Raw genomic sequence first — 21,757 nt, forward strand, 5'->3', positions numbered from 1 at the left:
AGGATGGCGACAAAAAGCCATCCTGTTGCACCTGACCCAGATTTTTCCTCCCGTCTTATTGCATGGCAAAAGCAGCACGGCCGCCATGGCCTGCCGTGGCAGCAGAGCCGCGAGGCATATCGCGTCTGGCTGTCAGAAATCATGCTGCAGCAGACCCAGGTCACTGCGGTCATTCCTTATTATCAGCGTTTCCTGACTTCCTTCCCTACAGTATTTGCGCTCGCAGCCGCCCCGGTGGAAGAAGTCATGGAACACTGGAGCGGTCTTGGTTATTACACCCGGGCGCGTAACTTGCACCAATGCGCAAAACAGGTCGTGGAAAAATATCAGGGGCAGTTTCCCGCTGATCCAGCGTTGTTGCAGGAGCTGCCAGGCATAGGCCGCTCTACTGCTGCCGCGATTACGGCTTTTTCTTATGGCACGGTAGCTGCAATTCTGGATGGTAATGTCAAACGGGTGTTTGCCCGTGTCTTTGCCATTGAAGGTTACCCTGGCAGCAAACCGGTCGAAGAGCGAATGTGGAAACTGGCGCAGGCTTTATTGCCAGCGCAAGACATTGAAGCCTACACCCAGGGTTTGATGGACATGGGGGCGACGCTGTGTGCTCGCAGCAACCCCAAATGCCAGCAATGTCCGTTTCAGGATCGCTGCCAGGCTTATGCCCAAGGCAGGACAGCCGAACTGCCGGAACGCAAACCCAAAAAAGCCCAGAAAGAAAAGCAGGCCATCATGCTGGTGGTGCAGGAAGGCCAGCAGGTATTGCTGGAACGTCGTCCACCTACCGGCATCTGGGGCGGTCTGCTGTCTTTGCCAGAACTGGCAGGCATGCAGGAATATGGCGACGACATGATTTCTGTGGACGAGCAAATGGCTGAACTAAAACAAAAGGCTGCACAGTTTGGTGTGATTGCCAGCATCCGTGTGTTACCTGTCGTCAGTCACGTGTTCACCCATTTCAAATTACAGATTTTGCCTGTGCAAGTGCAATTGTCAGAACGTCGTGCAATGATTTCAGAAGATGACCATAGTTGGCAAAATCTGCACGATGCCGGACAACTGGCCTTGCCTGCTCCAATAAAAAACCTGTTGATGTCCCTTGGCACGCAAGCCAGCCTGGCTTTTGATGCTTTTGGTACGGATGGCGAATAGTTATTAGAACTCATTTCATAAATAGGGGTGAGATGCGTTTGCCTCATAGCGCGGGCTGGCAAGGCGGACGAGGCAGTCAATAGCGGGTCTATTGACAAGAGTCCAACGCAGTCCAGCACGCGCTATGAGGCAAACCCTCCGGGAGCTGGCCGATTCGGGCGCATTGCTGCGTTGTGCCGCTTGCCAAGGCACCAGCCTTGGCTACGCGTCACGCCTTGCACTGCATCCCGAATCGCCTTGCTCGCACTCATCCCTATTTATGAAATGAGTTCTAGAACTCATCCCTATTTATAAAATGAGTTCTGGACATACATCAGTGGATGACATGCCCCGTATCTGACATCTGCGGAAACCATAAATAGTCAGGAGACTGCTTTGTTGAAACGTTTGATACCCGGACTTTTGTCAGGGTTTGCCCTGTGCCTGTCGGTGACAGTTCATGCCGCCACGACCAAACCTTGCCGTTTGCCGGATTTTCCACAGGAAGTGCAATGTGGGCAGATACAAAGACCCTTGAATCCGGCGCAGCCCCAAGGCAAGAAGATAGACATCCATTATGTCGTCATTGTTTCCCAGGATAGAAACAAATTGCCAGATGCAGTTTTCCTGCTTGCTGGTGGTCCTGGGCAGAGTGCCATCAATGTCGCCAGTTGGGCGAATAGCTTGCTGGCCCGCATGAACCGTCGCCGTGACCTGGTGTTTGTTGATCAGCGTGGTACCGGCCGCAGTGCGCCGCTTGAATGCCCGGCGCTGGAAAAGGCTGACGAAGTCTTGTCGCCTGAGCAAAAAGTCAAACTCACCGATGATTGCCTGCGCCAGTTGCAGACGCTGCCTTATGGCGACTTGCAATATTTCAGTACCAGCATAGCCGTGCAGGACCTGGAGGCGGTGCGCCAGCAGCAAGGCTATGGCCGCATTAATCTGGTTGGTGCTTCTTATGGTACGCGTGTTGGTCTGGAATATCTGCGCCAGTTTCCACAATCGGTACGTCGTGTCGTGCTGGATGGTGTGGTGCCACCCGATATGCGCCTGGCCAGCTCGGATGCACAAAAAGCGCTGGATGCCTTGTTCAGGGATTGTGTGAAAGAGCCGGCCTGCAACGCCAGTTATCCCGACCTGGCGAATCACTGGAAAAAACTGTTGGCCAGCCAGCCGCAAAAAGTCAGCATGCCGCATCCGCGTTTGGGCACGCCACTTAAATTCGAGATGACCCGTGATGGTTTGCTGGGACTGGTGCACAAGACCCTGTACAGCCCGACTTCATTGTCGGCTTTGCCGTATGCACTGACACAGGCTGAACAGGGAAATTACGCCCCGCTGATTACCATGAGTGGTGCTACCAGCCTGCCGGGGCCGGGTGGTATTGCCTACGGCATGCATTTTTCTGTGTGGTGTGGCGAAGCCTTTGCGCAGTCGGCTACCTTGCCAGCGAATGACGACTTTGAAAAACTGATGGCTGAGATGTATACCCAGACATGCAAAAAATGGCCACGTGCCGAAATTCCTGCTGCGTTCTTTACCATCCCGTTAAGCGCATCGCCGGTCTTGCTGCTGAGTGGAGGCCTCGACCCGGTGACCCCAACCAGGCATGGTGAAGCAGTGACCAAAGCACTGGGGGCGAAAGCGCGCCATGTGCAGATCGATAACGCCGGTCATGGTTTGTTGGCTCAGGGTTGTGTGCGTGATGTCGTGCATCGCTTCCTGAATGCCAAGGAAGATGATGAGGCCATCAAGGTTGACGCGAAATGTGTGCGCCAGATACCGCGGGCATTGGCATGGCAGGCACCCGTAGCGGCAAAGACTGATATAGCTGCCGACAAGATGGCAGACAAGGCCGGCCCCAAAGGGAAGCTCAAAGAGGAGCTCAAGCCATGATTATCGTCAAAGACCTGCACAAGGAATTTGTGCGCTTGGGCAAATCATCCGGCAATACCCTTACCAGTGTAGCGCGCAGCCTGGGCCTGATGAAAAAAACCAGTGAAGTGGTACGCGCTGTTGATGGCGTCAGTTTCACTGCGAATGATGCCTGCATCACCGGTTTGCTGGGGGCGAATGGTGCTGGCAAGACCACCAGCTTGCGCATGATCGCGGCCCTGTTGCAGGCCGACAAGGGCGAGATCATGGTGGATGGCACGGCAGTCAAGGCCGGTACTTCATCCACTCAATCCCAGATGGGAGTGTTGTCTGATGCGCGTGGCCTGTACCCGCGCCTGACTGCCAGGGAAAATATTCTGTACTACGGTCTGTTGCATGGCATGGACGCAGGGCTGGCAGAACAGCGCACGCAACAACTGGCGCAATGGCTGGACATGCAAGCCCTGCTGGACCGGCGTACCGATGGCTTCAGTCAAGGTGAACGTATGAAAACCGCGCTGGCACGTGCGCTGGTGCACGACCCGAAAAACATCATCCTGGATGAACCGACCAATGGCCTGGATGTGGTGGCAACGCGGGCCTTGAGGGAGTTTTTACGTTTCCTGCGCTCACCTGAAGGCGGCGGCAAATGCATCATCTTTTCCACTCACATCATGCAGGAGGTCGAACGCCTGTGTGATCAGGTGGTGATTGTTGCCCAAGGCAGGGATGTAGCCCATGGCACGGTAGAAGAATTGTTGCAGCAATCCAGCGAAAATAATTTTGAAGATGCATTCGTCAAGCTGGCATTCTTGCATCCTCAACCATCTCAGTCAGGAGTAAATTGATGAGAGCGAGTCTGGCTATTTTGCGCAAAGAACTGCGCGATGCCCTGCGGGACCGTCGTACCTTGCTGGTGGCACTGATCAGTTCTCTGCTTGGCGTGCCTTTGATGCTGCTGATTTTTTCCATCGTTCTGTCACAGGTCGAGTCACAGGAAGAAAAACGTTCTGTCATGGTCATCGGTATTGAACATGCACGCGGCCTGGAAAACTTTATCGCCCGCCAGGGCTACAAGCTGAAAACCGCACCTGCTGATTACGAAGCGAAATCACAAAGCAAGGAGCTCGATCAGCCAGTGCTGTTGATCCCTGATGATTTTGACGACAAGCTGGCGGCAGGCGATAAAGCCACAGTGGAAATTGCTTACGACACGTCGAATCGCCCTGCTGAATTTGGTGTACGTCCCTTGCGTCGCCTGCTGGATGCCTATGCACAAGAAACCGCCACCATGGGCCTGCTGATGCGTGGGGTCTCGATAGAATTATTGCAGCGTATAGATGTGCGCGAACGGCATTTACAAAAGCCGGATGAGCGCAAGGCCACCGTGACCACCATGTTACCCATGATGGTCTTGATGGCTATCGTGCTGGGTGGTATGTATGCGGCGATTGATACTACCGCCGGTGAGCGTGAACGTGGCTCGCTGGAACCATTGATGATGAATCCCGTCAGTGGCTGGCAACTGACGATAGGTAAATGGGGGGCGGTTGCCATTGTTGGCATGGGGGTGGTGGTGCTGACCATCTTCAGCTTCTTCCCGTCACAATGGCTGATCCATAATGAAACCCTGCGTGCTGAATTCCAGTTCAATTTCAGGGATGCCATGGGTTTTCTGTTTGTGCTGTTGCCGCTGGCCGCCAGCATGGCAGCGATACAGATTGCCGTTTCGCTGGACTGCAAAAGCTATAAGGAAGCCCAGGTGCGCAACCAACTGGTGACCATGTTCATTCCCTTCGTTTCCCTGGTGCCTATCCTGTTTCCGGGCAGGGAACCAGCATGGTTCCAGTGGGTGCCGGTATTGGCACAAAACCAGATGATGAACCAGGTATTGAAGGGGGAGGCGCTAAGCCCGCTGGCGGTTGGCATTGCCTTCCTGGTGTGTGCACTGATGAGCCTGTTCAGCCTGGCTTATATTTCGCAGAAAATGCGCAGGGTGGTGATGCACTGAGGTTTTGGCTCAGGCACGGTGTTTGTTTAAGACAGGCGCCTGTGTCTGACCAGAACCTGTTCTTGTCCTTTAAAGTGTTCGGCCAGTTTTTCCACCATATACACAGACCGGTGCTGGCCACCGGTGCAGCCTATGGCGACTGTCAGGTAGCTGCGGTTGTCGCGTTTGAAGGCTGGTAACCATTTGGCGATGAACTGGCTGATGTCAGCGAACATATCATGCACCATGGCCTGTTCGTTCAGGTACTGGATCACCGGCTCATCGCGGCCAGTCAAAGGGCGCAGGTCGGGGTCGTAATGCGGATTGGGCAGCATCCTGACATCGAAAACAAAATCCGCATCCAGCGGCACGCCGATCTTGAAGGCAAAAGATTCAAACATCAGTGTTAGCGGCGCATGGCTTATCTGTATAACGTCCTTGACCCAGGTGCGCAGCTTGTTGGCGCTGAGGTCGCTGGTGTCGATAACGTGGGCGACCAGTTGTATGCCTGAGAGTATTTCACGCTCTTCCTGTATGCATTCGGTGAGGCTGAGTCTGTCGCCGGGTTCTTTGTCAAGGCCTAGCCGGTGTGATAAGGGGTGGCTGCGGCGGGTTTCTGAAAAGCGGGCGACCAGGGATTCGGTACTGGCCGTCAGGAACAGGACTTTGACATCGTGCGCCTGATCGCGCAAGGTTTGTATGGCTGCAGGCAGGTCGGTCAGCAAGTGGGCACTGCGCGTATCAATGGCGATAGCGGCAGAAGGTATGCCTTCTCTGATCAGGGTGGTGATCAGGTCGGCCAGCAGGCTGGGTGGCAGGTTATCGACGCAATAATAGCCGGCATCTTCCACCACATTCAGGGCGACTGACTTGCCCGAGCCGGATATGCCGGAGATAAGCAGGATTTCCATAGAGTGTACTTAGTGGATATTCAGTCACCGTTTTCCATGGCACGTCGTTGGCGTTCCATGAAATCTTCCAGAGTATTAATGCCACGTAATTGTAAGATGGTATTGCGTACAGCTGCTTCCAGCAAGACCGCGATATTGCGGCCCGCGGCAACCGGGATGACGACTTTTCTGATCGGCAAGCCCAGTACTTCTTCAGTTTGCGAATCGATGGGCAGGCGTTCGTAATTTTCTTCCAGCGTGCTGCGACGGACCAGATGCACAATCAGTTTCAGGCGCATTTTGCGGCGCACTGCTGTTTCGCCAAAGATGGTTTTAATGTCCAGCAAACCAAGACCACGCACTTCCAGCAGGTTTTGCAATAGTTCGTGGCAACGGCCTTCTATCATATTCGGGGCAATGCGTGAAAACTCGACGGCATCGTCGGCCACCAGACCATGGCTGCGTGAAATCAATTCCAGACCCAATTCGCTTTTACCCAGACCGGATTCACCAGTGATCAGGACGCCTACTCCCAGCACATCCATGAACACGCCATGCATGGTGATACGTTGCGCCAGTTTTTTGGATAGATAAACACGCAGGTAATCGATCACCTGGGCGGAAGGATAGGGCGTCGAAAACAGCGGGATATTATTGTCGTCACAGGTTGCCAAAAAAGCGGGTGGCGAATCCAGCCCCTGGGCGACGATCAGTGCAGGCGGCGCACCAGCCACCAGTTCACGCATCAGATTGTTGCGTGACGCATTTGACAGACGGTTGTAATACGATAATTCCTGATGACCGAGGACCTGAATACGGCCCGGATGGATGAGGTTTAAATGCCCAACCTGATCGGCTGATGAAGCAGCATCACCGGTGATCTGTTTATCGGCACCAGAAAAGCCTGCAAACCAGCCCAGTTGCATGGTGTCACGATTATCATCGTAGATTTTTTGTATGGTTAATTCGGTCAGTGATGGCATGGCTGTATGGGCTGTCGGTGTCAGGACTTCAGCAAAGGCATGACCAAACTGGTCGGCCAAACGGACTTGCCGTGGTCACGTGAAGGTGAAATCAGGGCGTTTCTGGCAAATCGGGTCGCCATGCCATGATTCTTTCATAAATGGCGCTAGCATTGGCTTCTGTATTCAGCGTGTTCCGGAAATCTTCGTTGGACAGCATTTCTGCCACTTCCGAAAGAATTTCCAGATGTTGCTGGGTGACATTGTCAGGCATGAGCAAGAAAATCAGCAGGCTGACGGGCTGACTGTCTGGTGACTCAAACGGGATTGCTTCTTTCAGCCTGACCAGCGCAGCAATCGGGGCTTTCAGACCCTTGATGCGACCATGGGGAATTGCTACGCCATGTCCCAGTCCAGTGGAGCCCAGGCGTTCACGGGCAAACAGATTATCGGAAACAACGGAGCGCGCTATGCTGCAATTATTTTCGAATAACAGTCCGGCCTGTTCAAATGCTCTTTTTTTGCTGGAGACTTCCAGATCCAGAAGTACGTTGTTGAGAGGCAGGATTTTTGCAATATTCGTCATGGTGCAAGATCGGTTTACAGCGAAATGGTGCAATGCACAAAGTTGGGTTTTGACAAATTATAGGCTTCTTTTGACTGCTATGCGTAAAACTTGACGAACACTTTTAACGGATATTGTCACTCAGCAATTTTTCGAATTTGCCTACAGGTAGTGGTTGGCTGAAATAAAAGCCCTGCATCTCCTGACAACCAGAGTCAGCAAGGAAGAACATCTGATCGGCTTTTTCCACACCTTCCGCTGTGACGCTCATGCCAAGTGCCTTTGCCATGGCGATAATGGCGTGGGTAAGGATGACGGAATCCTGGCTATCCGGAATTTCACGAATGAAGGAGCGGTCTATCTTTAAATTATCTATAGGGAAACGTTGCAAATAGGATAAAGATGAAAAACCTGTGCCAAAATCGTCAAGTGAAATACTGATGCCGAGTTTTTTGATTGCATCAAAGACTGGTAGCAGCACGTCAATGTCGCCCATCAGCAAGCCTTCAGTAATTTCCAGTTGCAGGGCAGTAGCTGGCAAGCCGGTTTCCTGTAAAACCTGTTCTATGTATTTGGGCAGGCCGGGGTCATGAAATTGCTTCGGTGAGATATTCACGCTGATGACCAGATCAGATGAAAATTGCTGGCGCCATAACTGTGTTTGCAGGCAGGCCTGGCGCAATATCCAGCGACCCAGTGGCAGGATCAGGCCAATTTCTTCTGATATGGGGATAAATTCATTTGGTGGCACCAAACCCACTCCCGGCATTTGCCAGCGTATCAGGGCTTCTGCACCAACGATGCGTGAAGTGCTGAGGGATATCTTGGGCTGGTAGTACACCAGGAATTCGTTTTCTGTCAGCGCACGGCGCAGATTGGTTTCCAGCGCGTAGCGATGCTGTGCACGGACATTCAGTTCAGTGGTGAAGAACTGGTAGTTGTTGCGGCCGGACTCTTTTGCATGGTACATGGCTGAATCGGCACAGCGCATCAGTGTCGGGCCATCTTCACCATCATGCGGATAGACGGCGATACCTATCGACGTACCCAGGTGATACTCATTGCCTTCAATCACGAAAGGATCTCGCATGCGTGACAGCACGCGTTCTGCCAGATCCTGAAGTTGTGCGGCGTCCTCAAAGGATTCCGCCACGATGACGAATTCATCACCACCCAGACGGGCCAGCATATCGGTGGTACGTATGCATGAACTCAGGCGTGACGACACATCACGCAACAGCGTATCACCTGCCGCGTGACCTGCAGTGTCATTGACGTACTTGAAACGATCCAGATCCAGGAATAGCAATGCCAGTCTGTGTTGGGTACGTTTGGCTGTCGACAGGGCTTTGACCAGACGCTGGTTCAACTGATGCCTGTTCGGCAAACCTGTCAGCGCATCGTAGGATGCCATGAAATTCAATTGCTTTTGCGTTTCACGAACTTCAGTGGTGTCGGTGAATGAAATCAGCACTGCGGAAACCGAGGCACTGCTTTTCTTGTTGATAGGAAGTACATTGACCAATAACCAGACGATGGAGCCATCCCGCAATTCCACACCCATGGACAAATTCAGGATAGGGGTTTTGCTGCGGAAAACGACAGATGCCGGGTCATCACCCATGCGGATGGACTGGCCTTCCTCGCCCAGGATATTCTTGAAATAGCGATGGCGCCGGCCTACGGTATTGATGTCTTCTATCTTCAGGATGCGCTGGGCACTGGGGTTACAGGTCAGGATCTGGCCGCTTGGGCCAATCACCATAATGCCTTCGCTAAGATTGGTCACCACGGAGCGATAGCGTTCTTCGCTTTCCTCCAGGCTTTGTTCCATATTCTTTTTATCAATCGCCAGGCCGATGAGATCACAGGCATCCATGATCATGGCGCGTTCATCTTCATTCGGACTATGCACCATCTGGTGATAGACATCGATGGTGCCAAGCAGGCTATTGAACGCAGTCGTGATCGGCAATGACCAGCAAGAGCGCAAACCATAGCGCAACGCAGGTTCACGCAAATTTTTCCACAAGGGGCTGACAGCAATATCCTGAACGATGGTGGTGCGCTGATAAAAAACCGCAGCAGATGCCGAACCTGAACTGGTATTGACCGGCAGGTTATTCAGCAAAGCGGCAAAGCCATCTGGTAGCGATGGACCCGCCCCCAACGTCAATAGCTGGCTGCTGCTGTCAAACAGGCTAATCGCGCACAGCGCACCGTTGTCAAGCAACCTCTCCATGCGGTCACAAACATCTTCCAGAATATCGGCCAGCGGCTTGTCCAGCGCGATCATTTCGAGAATTTCTTTTTCGTGATGCAGGGCTTCATGTACGCGGCTGGATTTATAGCGTACCTGGTCTATCACTGGCAAGGGGGTGACTGTAGTGCCATGACGAGTAGTGATTTCACGTGCAGTCAGCAGTATCGCGGTCTGTTTATTGAAGTTGAACTGGGTGCCACGTACTTCTACATCCAGTAATTGGCCGTCCAGTCGTATGCATTGGCAAACGTGCTTGCTTTGCGCGCCTTCCTTCCGCAGCTTTTGCAGTATGGTCCTGGCACCTTCATGGTGCTGGCCATGCAGGAAAGCTTCCGGTTTCAAGCCTATCAATTGCTGTTGCTCAGTTGCCCGCATCAGCTCGGTACCGGCGGGATTGGCATACACCAGATTGTCATCAATCAAGACATACATCGCATCCGGATTATTTTCCAGCAACGCCATATGCCAGTCATCACTGACGATATGTTCGCGCACGCTGTTGGTGGAAAACGGAATGGTTGATATCACGACAACAATCTTAATGGATAATAAGTCTGACTACTTTACATCAAGCAACTGTCAAGGACAATGACGATAATTAGTTGGTATATTAAAAATATATGAAACGCTCAGCCAATTGATGTCTTTGACCGCCAGCTTAATTCAGGTCAAAACGCGCAAACAGGAACAATACGTCACCATTACCCTTGTTTCTGGAAAAACGGGGTACGTAAGTCGCCATCAACTTGCTGCTGCGGGTCCCTATGGAAGCAACCGGCAAGATGGCAGGGAAGGGAAACCCGCCAAAATAATCGGTACGACTAATCAGCGATCCGGTTAACCCGCCACCGACTTCCACTTTGTCACCCAGTGGCTTCATCCACTGATAGACATAGCCAACCATAGGTTGAGGGCGGAAATGAGAGTCAGAGATGATCATGCCATACAGCATTTCTTCATTGTCATCTTTGTTACGTATGGCTTTGGAAAAACCCAAGCCCCAGGTGCGCTCATTCAATTCAGCAATTCTGGCGGCGGTATAGGTACCGCGACCGTGGTGAGTGTAACCGGCTACCAGCAGTTGCAGGTCGCCCTCATCCAAAATTTTATTGACCTTGGCTTTTGAGCTGTCCCACCAGCCCATGTCATCCTGATTGCTGGTTTGTGCCTGCGAAGACAGGCAAGCTAACAGGCTGGAAGCGCACATTGCAGCACGCAGGGGAAAATTGTTGAACTTCAGCATAAATAGATATTGAAATGGTAATGAATAAAAACGCGCAACAGCGTGGCAAATAAATTGCCTGCGACTGGCCTACTGGCGCGCATTGCGACGATTGTCCGGGCCCTGGCCGGAACTGAAATTGCTGCGCCAGGGGTTGATATCGAGTCCGCCACGCCTTGTATAGCGCGCATAGACGGACAGCTTTTGTGGCTTACATTGACGCAGGATGTCGACGAAAATGCGTTCTACGCATTGTTCGTGGAATTCATTGTGGTCACGGAAGCCGATCAGGTATTGCAATAGTTTTTCCTGATCGATTTGCGGACCGACATAATGGATTTGCACACTGCCCCAATCCGGCTGGCCAGTGACCAGGCAGTTGGATTTCAACAAATGGGAAATCAGGGTTTCTTCAACTGGCGCTTCGTCAAAATTGGCGGTCAGCAGTGACGGGTTCGGGGTGTAACTGTCGACTTCAATATCCAGTCTGTCCAGCAGTTGTCCCTGCATTTCATGCATGGATAATTTACCAAACTGATCTGGTGTGGTCAGCTTGACTTGCACTGCCGCTCCAAACCCGGCAGACAAATCAGCCTGCAACAGGCTGATCAATGCATCGCCGCCTGCCAGACGAGTCTGGTTGAAAGAATTCAGGTACAGTTTGAATGACTTGGATTCAATGATGTTAGGTGAATCAGCAGGCACCGTAATAGCTGCAATCGCCACCTGGGGTTTGCCGCGCAGGTTCAGCCATGACACTTCATAAGCGTTCCAGATATCCACACCAAAAAATGGCAGATTGCTGCCCAACCCAATTTCTTCCCTTTTTCCGGTACGGGAAATTGGGAATAGCAAACTGGCGTCGTATTCGGACTTGTAAGTCGCGGGCTTGCCCAGTAAGGAAAGCTCGGGCGTACCTGGGGCTGAATCTGTCATATTGTCTTGCTCGTTGTTGCTTGTTAATCCAGGCTAAATTTGGTCAAATCAACCCAAAAATAATTGATATACGGGATTCTTGCTTTCATCCCAATAACGGTAACCTAATGTTGCTAAAAATTCACGGAAAGCTTTCATTTCCTTCTTTGGAACCTGTAAACCGACTAAAGTTCTGCCGTAATCGGCACCGTGGTTACGATAGTGAAACAGACTGATGTTCCAGTTCGGCGCCATGCTGTTCAAGAAACGCATGAGTGCACCCGGACGTTCCGGGAATTCAAAGCGATACAGTAATTCGTCTTTCGCCAGACTGCTCTTGCCACCGACCAGATGACGAATATGCAGTTTCGCCAATTCATCATGGGTGAGGTCCAGGGTAGGAAAGCCGTGCTTGTCGAAATTCTTGGCAATTTTGCCAGATTCCATCTTATCGTGTACTTGTATGCCGACGAAAATATGGGCTGCTTTTTCATCGCTGATGCGGTAATTGAATTCTGTCACATTGCGTGCACCTACCAGCTCACAGAAACGGCGGAAGCTGCCGCGCTCTTCAGGAATAGTAACCGCAAACACAGCTTCGCGTGCTTCACCGACTTCGGCGCGCTCGGCAACAAAGCGCAGGCGGTCAAAGTTCATGTTGGCGCCGCAGGCGATGGTGACCATGGTCTCGTTCTTCAGCGGCTTCTTGTCAGCTTTGGCGCGCTCAATATAGGCTTTGCAACCAGCCACTGCCAAGGCACCGGCGGGTTCCAGTATGCTGCGCGTGTCCTGGAAGACATCCTTGATGGCGGCGCAGACGGCATCTGTATCAACAGTAATGACTTCATCCACATACATCTTGGCCAGACGGAAAGTTTCTTCACCCACTAGTTTGACCGCCGTGCCATCAGAAAACAGGCCGACATCTGCCAGGGTGACGCGTTTGCCAGCCTTCAGGCTGCGCGCCATGGCGTCAGAATCCGTGGTTTGTACACCGATGATCTTGATATCAGGGCGTACCGCCTTGACATAGGCTGCGACGCCTGAGATCAGGCCACCACCGCCGATGGCGACGAAGATCGCGTGGATGGGTTCGGCATGCTGGCGCAAAATCTCCATACCCACTGTGCCCTGGCCAGCAATTACATCCGGGTCATCAAAGGGGTGGACAAAGGTCAGCTTGCGCTTTTTCTCCAGTTCCAGTGCATGGCCATAGGCATCAGTATAGGAGTCGCCATGCAGCACTATCTCGACCAGATCACCACCATGGGTGCGTACAGCATCGATTTTTACTGGTGGCGTTGTGGTCGGCATGACGATGACAGCCTTGCACCCTTTTTTGCGGGCGCTCAGGGCCACGCCCTGCGCATGGTTGCCTGCTGAGGCGCAGATGACGCCGCGCTTCAATTGCGCCGGGGTGAGATGGGCAATCTTGTTATAAGCACCACGCAATTTGAAGCTGAACACGCTTTGCATGTCTTCGCGTTTGAAGTAAATTCGGTTCTCCATGCGCGCCGACAGGCTGGACGCGAGTTCCAGCGGGGTTTCAAAGGCGACGTCATAGACGCGCGCTGTCAGGATCTTCTTCAGATAATCGGTGCTCATGGATGTCTTATTTATGGTTAAAAATGACGGATTTAAGTCTAATTTGTTGCTTACGGATTTGAAATTACCGGCGCCATTATAATGGATGCCTTTTACAGACATAGCAAAACGCAATGATAGAAGCAGGCATACACTGGTTATTAAGCGTTCTGGCCCTGCCAGAAATTGGTCTGACTTCAGTTTTTTTGATCAGTTTTATCTCGGCGACTTTATTGCCGCTGGGGTCGGAACCGGCGGTCTTTGCCGTCATCAAGGCCAATCCCGATATTTTCTGGCTGGTGATCCTTATAGCTACAATAGGTAATACCCTGGGTGGCATAGTTGACTATGGCATGGGCTATGCTGCCAAGCAGGCTTTTCACAAGGAAAGAGAAAGCTACTGGTACCGCTGGCTACAGCATTTTGGGCCAAAAACCATGCTGCTGGCCTGGCTACCCGGCATTGGTGACCCCATCTGCACCCTGGCAGGCTGGTTGAAAATGCCATTCTGGCCCAGTGTCATCTATATGGCGATAGGTAAATGCCTGCGTTACATCCTCATTACATGGCTATTGCTGAAATTACCAGACGGCTTCTGGCGCAGCATTGCCAATTACATCGTTTGATTGAAGCACCAGACACATGGGGCGGGGTAAGTATTACACATGGTGGCGACATGCCGGCGAACAGCTGGAAGCCCTGCTATATCAGGAAAACTGGGCGGCGCGTCTGGCCTACACATGCAAATTGCAAGGCCGCCTCCATATAGACCAGCGCGACTTTTATCTGCCATTTGTGGCTGACAGGTCTTGCAAGCTAGCCTTTATTTCAGATTTACATGCAGGCCCATTGACTGATGCGCGTTTGCTGGATCAGGCATTTACCGCTATTGCTGCCTTTGCGCCGGACATCATCCTGTTTGGCGGCGACTATGTATCCCTGCATGCCAGGCATATGCAGCATTTGCACAGGCCGTTGCGTTTGCTCAATCCGTCTACGCCCAAGTTTGCCATCATGGGTAATCATGATCTATGGCTGGACGACGCACATATCATCTATTGCCTGCAGGATGCCGGTATTGAGGTGTTAATTAATCAAAACAGGCGCTTGCCTGTACCATTTGCAGAAATTTCTATTTGTGGCATGGACGAACCCGGAGTTGGTATGCCGGATGGCAAGCAGACTTTTGCCGGGGCAGGCGACGTACGTTTGCTGCTTATGCATTCACCGCTTGGTCTCAAGCATGTGGAAGAGCATGATTTTCATATTGCCTTTTGTGGCCATACACATGGCGGGCAAATAGCCACCCCAGCAGGCAAGCCACTGATCTTGCCGCCAGGCTCGGGTGAACGCCGTTTTGCCCAAGGGTTGTTTACCTTGCCCGGGCAAGGTTTATTGCTGACCAGCCGGGGTATAGGTATGAGTGATTTGCCTTTGCGCCTGTTTGCACCTTCAGAAATCCACTTATGCCACTTGCATCCTGTTCATGACGGTTCAGCAAAGTAATGCTCAATTGCTGAACCAAGTTTTGCAGTAAGTGAGCAGTCCGGCGCGCAATAAACTTTTTTCTAAAAAATGTTTCCGTTTTACAGGCTTGTCACAATCCTTGTCTATCATTCTTGCCTTACAGCAGAAATATGCTTTTTTTAGCGTACTTGAAAGTTGTCAGGGTACCTGCACAGGTATGCACATTACAAGGAAATCAAATGCAAAATAGCAAATCAGCACACAAGCAACCACGTCGTGGATTTTTGCAAGGCATGGTGGCTGCCACAGCAGGGATCACTCTGGCTGTTCCAGCACTGGCAAAACCGGCTACAACGGCAGTTAATGTGTATCTCGATGCTGCAAAATGGTCGCCGCGTAACCGTGAAATGATCGCCTCCCTGATTGCCCATCATGGCAGCGCCAGCAAGAGTTATTCGGCCAAGCGCAAGCCTTACGCCGTGTTTGACTGGGATAACACCAGCATCATGAATGACTGCGAAGAAGCCTTGCTGATGTATCAGATCAATCACCTGGCATTCAAGCTGACTCCGGCAGAATTTTCTGCAATTATCCGTCAAAATGTACCGGCCGGTAATTTCACTGCCGACTACAAAAATGCTGCTGGTAAACAACTGGACCTCGAAAGCATCTGTACTGACCTCGACAGCGATTACGCTTACCTGCATGGCAATTTCAAAGGCATGGCGGGTAGCCGTAGCCTGGAAGAAATCGCTGAAACTGCACAGTTTCAGGACTTCCGCGCCAAACTCTATCTCCTGTACGAAGCTGTCAATGACACACATGGCGTCAATGTTGGCTACCCATGGGTGATCTATTTCTTCGCCAATATGACAGTCGCCGAAGTCAGCGCGCTGGCAGAAGCATCAAATGATGCCAACCTCGGCATGAGCCTGACCAAGACCAAATACACCAGCCCAGCATCCTTGCCAGGTGTAGCTGGCGTTGTCACCACTGCCCATTTTCACGGCATACGCCTGTGTACAGAAATTGCGACACTGATGGACACTTTCCGCCAAAACGGTTTCGACGTGTATGTCAGTACTGCTTCGCTGGAAGACGTGGTTGCTGTCTTCGCCACCAATCCTAAATACGGTTACCACGTCAAACGTGAAAACGTCCTGGGTCTGCGTCTTGAACAAAATGGCGATGTCTATAAAAATGCCTACCGCAAAGACTGGCCTTTGAACTGGGGCCCAGGAAAATCCGAGGTCATCAAGCGTGAACTGGTCGCCAAAAAAGGCTACGGCCCGGTATTTGTTGCCGGTGACAGCGATGGTGACTACGACATGCTGCGCGATTTTAAAGAAACCGAAATTGGTCTGGTTGTGAACCGTCTTAAAAAAGGCAAGATCGGTGAATTGTCCAAGGCAGCTGCCGACACAGTCAAAGAAGCTCACCCGCGCTTTCTGCTGCAAGGCCGCCAGGAAACTACGGGTAACTGGTTGCCGGTGGAAACGACACTGAAATACGGCAAGACTGCACCTGCTTTGCTGGGTTAATTTCTTGTTCAAACTGCGGGCAGTTCAGTTTATTCAGCGCTGCCCGTTTTTTTGCTCAAAATATTGTCTTTACCTTAATATTTAAAGTGCTGGCTTATACCTGCCTATAAAGCCAGTGTAAAATGTCACAGATAATTTCGATCAAATTTGGCTGCCTGATTTTTGTTCAGCTGCAATTGTGGCGAATTTGCAAAGATAGCCGTCTTTGTGCCATTTCTGGCAGCTTTTGCCAAATTCCATTTGGAAAATTGCCAGAAGCACCATTTATTACCGTATAAACTTCAAGGCTGTTGGCACGTGGTGCATCGCAATAAGTTAGAATGGATGTTTAAAAATCCGTCCAACCACGTCACTGATGAACGCTCCAGCCCAAATCCAGGCCCTGCTTGCTGACACGCCCCAAGGTGCCACTCCTACCCGCGTGCGGGAAATTCCTTATAACTACACTTCGTTTTCTGACCGCGAAATCGTCATCCGCCTGCTGGGTGAAGATGCATGGCAATTGCTCGATCAATTGCGTGGCAAACGCCAGACCGGGCGATCTGCACGCATGCTGTATGAAGTGCTGGGGGATATCTGGGTAGTACGCCGTAACCCCTATCTGCAAGACGACATGCTGGATAACCCAAGGCGTCGTCAGGATTTGATTGATGCCCTGAATCACAGGTTGGCAGAAGTCGAGAAGCGCCGCCTGAGTACCGCCAACGATGACGATGCCGAGCGTAGCAATAGTGTAGAGACCCTGGTGCAGGGTGCACGCAAGGCGGTGGCTGCGTTTTCCAAAGAGTTCCGCGACACCTATGACCTGCGTAAAAAAGCCAGCAAGCTGCTGGCGCGTTTTACCGCAAAAGACAATATCAAGTTCGATGGCTTGAGCCGCGTATCGCATGTCACTGATGCGACCGACTGGCGGGTCGAATATCCATTTGTCGTATTGACACCGGATACCGAAGATGAAATGGCGGGTCTGGTCAAAAGCTGTATTGAATTGGGACTGACCATCATCCCACGTGGCGGCGGCACAGGGTATACCGGTGGTGCGATACCACTGACACCGTTGTCTGCTGTCATCAACACCGAAAAGCTGGAACAACTGGGCGAAGTTGAAATGACGCGCCTGCCGGGTGTGGACCGTGATTATGCGGTTATTTATTCCGGTGCCGGTGTAGTCACCAAACGTGTGTCGGACGCAGCTGAAAAAGCGGGCTTTGTATTTGCGGTTGACCCAACTTCTGCCGAAGCTTCCTGCATAGGCGGCAATGTCGCCATGAATGCTGGCGGCAAGAAGGCGGTATTGTGGGGCACGGCGCTCGACAACCTGGCTTCGTGGCGCATGGTGGACCCGAATGGTGATTGGCTGGAAGTGACACGGCTTGAACATAATCTGGGAAAAATCCATGATGTGGAAATTGCCAAGTTCAAGCTCGAATGGACACATCCGGGTGAGAAACAGCCGTTCAAGACGGAACAACTCGATATCAAGGGTCGCGTCTTCCGTAAAGAAGGTTTGGGCAAGGACGTCACCGATAAATTCCTGGCGGGTTTGCCGGGTGTGCAAAAAGAAGGTTGCGATGGCCTGATTACCTCGGCGCGCTGGATCTTGCACAAGATGCCCAAGTTTGCCCGTACCGTCTGTCTGGAGTTTTTCGGTCAGGCGCGCGATGCCATACCTAGCATTGTAGAAATCAAGGACTACCTCGACAGTGAAACCAAAAAGGGCGGCGCGATACTGGCTGGCCTGGAACATTTGGATGAACGCTATCTGCGCGCCGTCGGTTATACGACCAAATCCAAGCGCGGTGTCTTGCCCAAGATGGCCTTGTTCGGTGACATCGTTGGTGATGATGAAAATGCGGTAGCGCAGGCTGCGTCTGAAGTCATACGCATCGCCAATACCCGCGTCGGTGAAGGCTTTGTCGCCGTCAGCCCGGAAGCACGTAAAAAGTTCTGGCTGGACCGCGCCAAGACTGCCGCGATTTCCAAACACACCAATGCCTTCAAGATCAATGAAGACGTGGTGATACCGCTCAACCGCATGGGTGAATACACCGATGGCATTGAACGCATCAACATAGAATTATCGATACAAAACAAGCTGGCCTTGCTGGACGCATTGAAGGGTTTTTTTGCCAAGCGCAACCTGCCACTGGGCAAGAGTGAAGATGCGGCGGGTGATGATATCCCTGCATCTGAATTGCTGGAAGACCGCGTCAATCAGGCTGATGTTTTGCTGCAAGAAGCTGAAGCACGCTGGACCTATTTGCTGAATAACCTCGACAAGCCCTTGAGTGCAGCGAAGGCAGAATTGCTGACCCTGGGCCTGGATAAACTGGAATTTGTCTTTGACGAAAGACTGAAGGTACAGCCTGATGCGACTGTGTTTTCCATTGTCCAGGACAGGACAATCAGGGTGTCATGGAAGACAGAAATCCGTGCGCAGTTACGCCACATTTTCAATGGCGGTGCCTTCAAGCTTATCCTTGACGAATGCGTGGCCCTGCATAAAAAAGTCTTGCGTAGCCGCGTCTTTGTCGCTCTGCACATGCATGCTGGTGACGGCAATGTGCATACCAACTTGCCGGTCAATTCTGACGATTATGAAATGCTGCAGGTGGCGCATCATGCCGTCGCCCGCATCATGGTGCTTGCGCGTTCGCTGAATGGCGTCATCTCTGGCGAACATGGCATAGGTATCACCAAGCTGGAATTTTTGACCGAAGATGAAATCAAGGATTTCCGCTCGTACAAACTGCGTATTGATCCGGAAGGCCGCTTCAACAAGGGCAAGCTGCTGAACCTGCCTGAGTTTGCTGCCGACTTGCGCAATGCCTATACGCCTTCGTTTGGCTTGATGGGGCATGAATCCCTGATCATGCAGCAAAGCGATATCGGTGCGATTGCGAATAGCGTCAAAGACTGTCTGCGTTGCGGCAAGTGCAAACCTGTGTGTGCAACCCATGTACCACGCGCCAATTTGCTGTATTCGCCACGTAACAAGATTCTGGCCACATCGCTGCTGGTCGAAGCCTTTTTGTATGAAGAGCAAACCCGCCGTGGCATCTCGATCAAACATTGGGAAGAATTTGAAGATGTGGCTGACCACTGCACGGTTTGCCATAAATGCGTAACGCCATGCCCGGTCGATATCGATTTTGGCGATGTGTCCATGAACATGCGTAATCTCTTGCGCAAGATGGACAAGAAATCCTTCAATCCCGGCACGGCTTCTGCCATGTTCTTTTTGAATGCCAAAGACCCTGCCACCATCAAGGCGGCACGCCAGGTAATTTTTGGCTGGGGCGTAGCTGCACAGCGCTTGGGTAATACGGTATTGAAGAAGCTCGCCAAAAAGCAAACCAAGGCACCACCGGCCAGTCTGGGCAAACCTGCCATGCGTGAGCAGGTGATTCACTTCATCAATAAAAAAATGCCTGGCAATTTGCCCAAGAAAACGGCGCGTGCATTGCTGGATATTGAAGATGACAAGATGGTGCCCATCATCCGCAATCCGCAAACGACGACGGCGGATACCGAAGCGGTGTTCTACTTCCCTGGCTGCGGTTCGGAAAGGCTGTTCTCGCAAGTTGGCCTGGCAACCCAGGCCATGTTGTGGAATGTCGGTGTGCAAACGGTGCTGCCGCCAGGTTATCTGTGCTGCGGTTATCCGCAACGCAGTGCTGGCCAGTACGACAAGGCCGAGAAGATGATTACCGATAACCGCGTGCTGTTCCATCGCATGGCGAATACCTTGAACTATCTGGATATCAAAACCGTGGTTGTCTCTTGCGGCACCTGTTATGACCAGATACAGCTCTATGAATTCGACAAGATATTCCCTGGTTGCCGGATTATCGACATCCACGAATATCTGCTGGAAAAAGATGTCAAGCTGGCCGCAGTGAATGGCACGCGTTACATGTACCACGACCCTTGCCATACGCCGATGAAATTGCAAGATCCTTTGAAAACGGTGAATGCACTGATCACCACGGTCGATGATGTGAAGATCGAAAAGAATGATCGTTGCTGTGGCGAGGCAGGTACGCTGGCCGTGTCGCGTCCTGATATCTCTACCCAGATACGCTTCCGCAAGGAAGAAGAGATGAACAAGGGTGCAGATAAACTGCGTGCTGATGGCTTTACTGGCGACGTGAAAATCCTGACATCTTGCCCGGCCTGCCTGCAAGGATTGACGCGCTACGATGAAGATTCTGGCACGACTGCTGACTATATCGTCGTCGAAATGGCCAAACATATTCTGGGACCAAACTGGATGCCGGAATATGTGGCCAAGGCCAATAACGGCGGTATAGAAAGGGTGCTGGTGTAATGTCGGCGACTTGTGAATTATGTGATGCCAGTGCTGGCGATATCATCGTCAGCACAGATCAGTTACGGGTGGTCCTGGTAGATGATGTGAATTATCCCGGGTTTTGCCGTGTCATCTGGAATGCACATGTGAAAGAAATGACGGATTTGTCTGAGACAGACAGGACTATTTTCATGCAAGCCGTCTGGAAGGTGGAAGCGGTCTTGCGTGCAGTCATGCAGCCGCACAAGATGAACGTCGCCAGCCTGGGTAATATGGTGCCGCACTTGCACTGGCATATCATTCCTCGCTTTACCGATGATGCGCATTTCCCTAATCCTGTCTGGGCCGCAGCGCGGTCTGACAAGCAAGACCAGTCCGGCCTGGATGCGCGCCGCAGTTTGTTGCCGCAATTAAGGCAAACCATTATCTCCAGTTTTAAATCATGAGCATAGGCAAGCCACAACCCACAGCTTTAAATGCACGCACGCAATCGCGCGTACTCGAAGTCTCCTTTGATGATGGCAAGGAATTTTCTTTGCCTTTTGAATTGCTGCGTGTGTACTCGCCTTCGGCTGAAGTACGTGGTCATGGACCGGGGCAAGAAACCCTGCAGACTGGCAAGCGCGAGATTGGTATTGTTGGCATAGAGCCGGTTGGTAATTATGCGATCAAGCCTATTTTTTCTGACCAGCATAGCTCGGGGATTTTTTCCTGGGATTATCTGTACTGGCTGGGAGAGAATCAGGGGCAGTTGTGGCAGGATTATCTGGACCGTTTGCAGGCAGCAGGGCATGCTGGCGAGACGGGAAGGGATGCACCTATGCAGGTGAAGGGTGGCGGGAATTGTGGGACTAAGCATTGAGTTTGCTTTGACCATCTACTCTAGCTTGAGGCTACTATCCTTTGATAAACCGTACTCATATTAACGTCATTCCTGCGTAGGCAGGAATCCCGCAGCGTTTGTGGCATGTAGTGTAGTTTGTTAATGTCAGAATCGTGTGATTTTGAGAAATAGCGCGTAGGTTGGGCCGGGCCTCGCTAGG

The 21,757-nt window shown here is 51.8% G+C and carries 17 protein-coding genes; 10 read left to right on the forward strand and 7 right to left on the reverse strand.

Features of this window, described 5'->3' with window-relative positions; all coding sequences use genetic code 11:
* Positions 1–3 precede the first annotated feature (3 nt).
* The 4 genes from mutY (at position 4) to AC1RVX_RS21405 (ending at position 5,014) form a co-directional block, all read left to right on the forward strand.
* On the forward strand, positions 4–1,149 hold the full coding sequence (mutY, locus tag AC1RVX_RS21390) for an A/G-specific adenine glycosylase (RefSeq protein WP_493218596.1): 1,146 nt from the start codon (positions 4–6) through the stop codon (positions 1,147–1,149).
* Between the two features lie 378 nt (positions 1,150–1,527).
* Positions 1,528–3,024, forward strand: a complete 1,497-nt coding sequence (locus tag AC1RVX_RS21395) for an alpha/beta hydrolase (RefSeq protein ID WP_493218597.1) — start codon at positions 1,528–1,530, stop codon at positions 3,022–3,024.
* Positions 3,021–3,851: an ABC transporter ATP-binding protein gene (locus AC1RVX_RS21400; RefSeq protein ID WP_493218598.1), complete on the forward strand. Its 831-nt coding sequence runs from the start codon at positions 3,021–3,023 to the stop codon at positions 3,849–3,851. The genes AC1RVX_RS21395 and AC1RVX_RS21400 overlap by 4 nt, the downstream gene beginning before the upstream one ends.
* Positions 3,851–5,014: an ABC transporter permease gene (locus AC1RVX_RS21405; RefSeq protein ID WP_493218599.1), complete on the forward strand. Its 1,164-nt coding sequence runs from the start codon at positions 3,851–3,853 to the stop codon at positions 5,012–5,014. Before AC1RVX_RS21400 ends, AC1RVX_RS21405 begins: the two co-directional genes overlap by 1 nt.
* Before the next feature lie 26 nt (positions 5,015–5,040).
* On the opposite strand, the gene rapZ is transcribed toward AC1RVX_RS21405, so the two are convergent.
* From rapZ to ilvA, 7 genes are all read right to left on the reverse strand, one after another.
* Positions 5,041–5,904 (reverse strand): RNase adapter RapZ, encoded by an 864-nt coding sequence (gene rapZ / locus AC1RVX_RS21410; RefSeq protein WP_493218600.1) that lies wholly within the window; start codon positions 5,902–5,904, stop codon positions 5,041–5,043.
* 20 nt (positions 5,905–5,924) lie between these two features.
* Positions 5,925–6,866 carry an HPr(Ser) kinase/phosphatase gene (gene hprK, locus AC1RVX_RS21415; RefSeq protein ID WP_493218697.1) on the reverse strand — a complete coding sequence of 314 codons (942 nt, stop codon included), beginning with the start codon at positions 6,864–6,866 and terminating at the stop codon, positions 5,925–5,927.
* A gap of 91 nt (positions 6,867–6,957) precedes the next feature.
* The gene (locus tag AC1RVX_RS21420; protein ID WP_493218601.1) at positions 6,958–7,431 is read right to left on the reverse strand and encodes a PTS sugar transporter subunit IIA; all 474 of its coding nucleotides are present in this window, start codon (positions 7,429–7,431) and stop codon (positions 6,958–6,960) included.
* A gap of 103 nt (positions 7,432–7,534) precedes the next feature.
* Positions 7,535–10,201: a sensor domain-containing phosphodiesterase gene (locus AC1RVX_RS21425; RefSeq protein ID WP_493218602.1), complete on the reverse strand. Its 2,667-nt coding sequence runs from the start codon at positions 10,199–10,201 to the stop codon at positions 7,535–7,537.
* Positions 10,202–10,331: 130 nt separating this feature from the next.
* Positions 10,332–10,916: a hypothetical protein gene (locus AC1RVX_RS21430; RefSeq protein WP_493218603.1), complete on the reverse strand. Its 585-nt coding sequence runs from the start codon at positions 10,914–10,916 to the stop codon at positions 10,332–10,334.
* A gap of 69 nt (positions 10,917–10,985) precedes the next feature.
* Positions 10,986–11,831 (reverse strand): NADPH-dependent 7-cyano-7-deazaguanine reductase QueF, encoded by an 846-nt coding sequence (gene queF / locus AC1RVX_RS21435; RefSeq protein WP_493218604.1) that lies wholly within the window; start codon positions 11,829–11,831, stop codon positions 10,986–10,988.
* A gap of 48 nt (positions 11,832–11,879) precedes the next feature.
* Positions 11,880–13,430 (reverse strand): threonine ammonia-lyase, biosynthetic, encoded by a 1,551-nt coding sequence (gene ilvA / locus AC1RVX_RS21440; RefSeq protein WP_493218698.1) that lies wholly within the window; start codon positions 13,428–13,430, stop codon positions 11,880–11,882.
* Between the two features lie 98 nt (positions 13,431–13,528).
* On the opposite strand from ilvA, the gene AC1RVX_RS21445 reads away from it, so the two are divergent.
* The 6 genes from AC1RVX_RS21445 to AC1RVX_RS21470 all read left to right on the forward strand — a co-directional run bounded on the left by AC1RVX_RS21445 (position 13,529) and on the right by AC1RVX_RS21470 (position 21,576).
* Positions 13,529–14,020 carry a YqaA family protein gene (locus tag AC1RVX_RS21445; protein WP_493218605.1) on the forward strand — a complete coding sequence of 164 codons (492 nt, stop codon included), beginning with the start codon at positions 13,529–13,531 and terminating at the stop codon, positions 14,018–14,020.
* A gap of 16 nt (positions 14,021–14,036) precedes the next feature.
* Complete coding sequence (locus AC1RVX_RS21450; protein WP_493218606.1) at positions 14,037–14,900, forward strand: metallophosphoesterase; 864 nt, start codon at positions 14,037–14,039, stop codon at positions 14,898–14,900.
* Between the two features lie 200 nt (positions 14,901–15,100).
* Entirely contained in the window at positions 15,101–16,402 is a 1,302-nt protein-coding gene (locus AC1RVX_RS21455) for an HAD family hydrolase (protein WP_493218607.1), read from the forward strand.
* Between the two features lie 355 nt (positions 16,403–16,757).
* Positions 16,758–20,732 carry a DUF3683 domain-containing protein gene (locus tag AC1RVX_RS21460; protein ID WP_493218608.1) on the forward strand — a complete coding sequence of 1,325 codons (3,975 nt, stop codon included), beginning with the start codon at positions 16,758–16,760 and terminating at the stop codon, positions 20,730–20,732.
* Entirely contained in the window at positions 20,732–21,160 is a 429-nt protein-coding gene (locus tag AC1RVX_RS21465; protein WP_493218609.1) for an HIT family protein, read from the forward strand. Before AC1RVX_RS21460 ends, AC1RVX_RS21465 begins: the two co-directional genes overlap by 1 nt.
* On the forward strand, positions 21,157–21,576 hold the full coding sequence (locus AC1RVX_RS21470) for a gamma-butyrobetaine hydroxylase family protein (RefSeq protein WP_493218610.1): 420 nt from the start codon (positions 21,157–21,159) through the stop codon (positions 21,574–21,576). The genes AC1RVX_RS21465 and AC1RVX_RS21470 overlap by 4 nt, the downstream gene beginning before the upstream one ends.
* The last annotated feature ends 181 nt before the right edge of the window (positions 21,577–21,757 follow it).

This window comes from Undibacterium sp. GW821-FHT11B02, assembly GCF_058808955.1.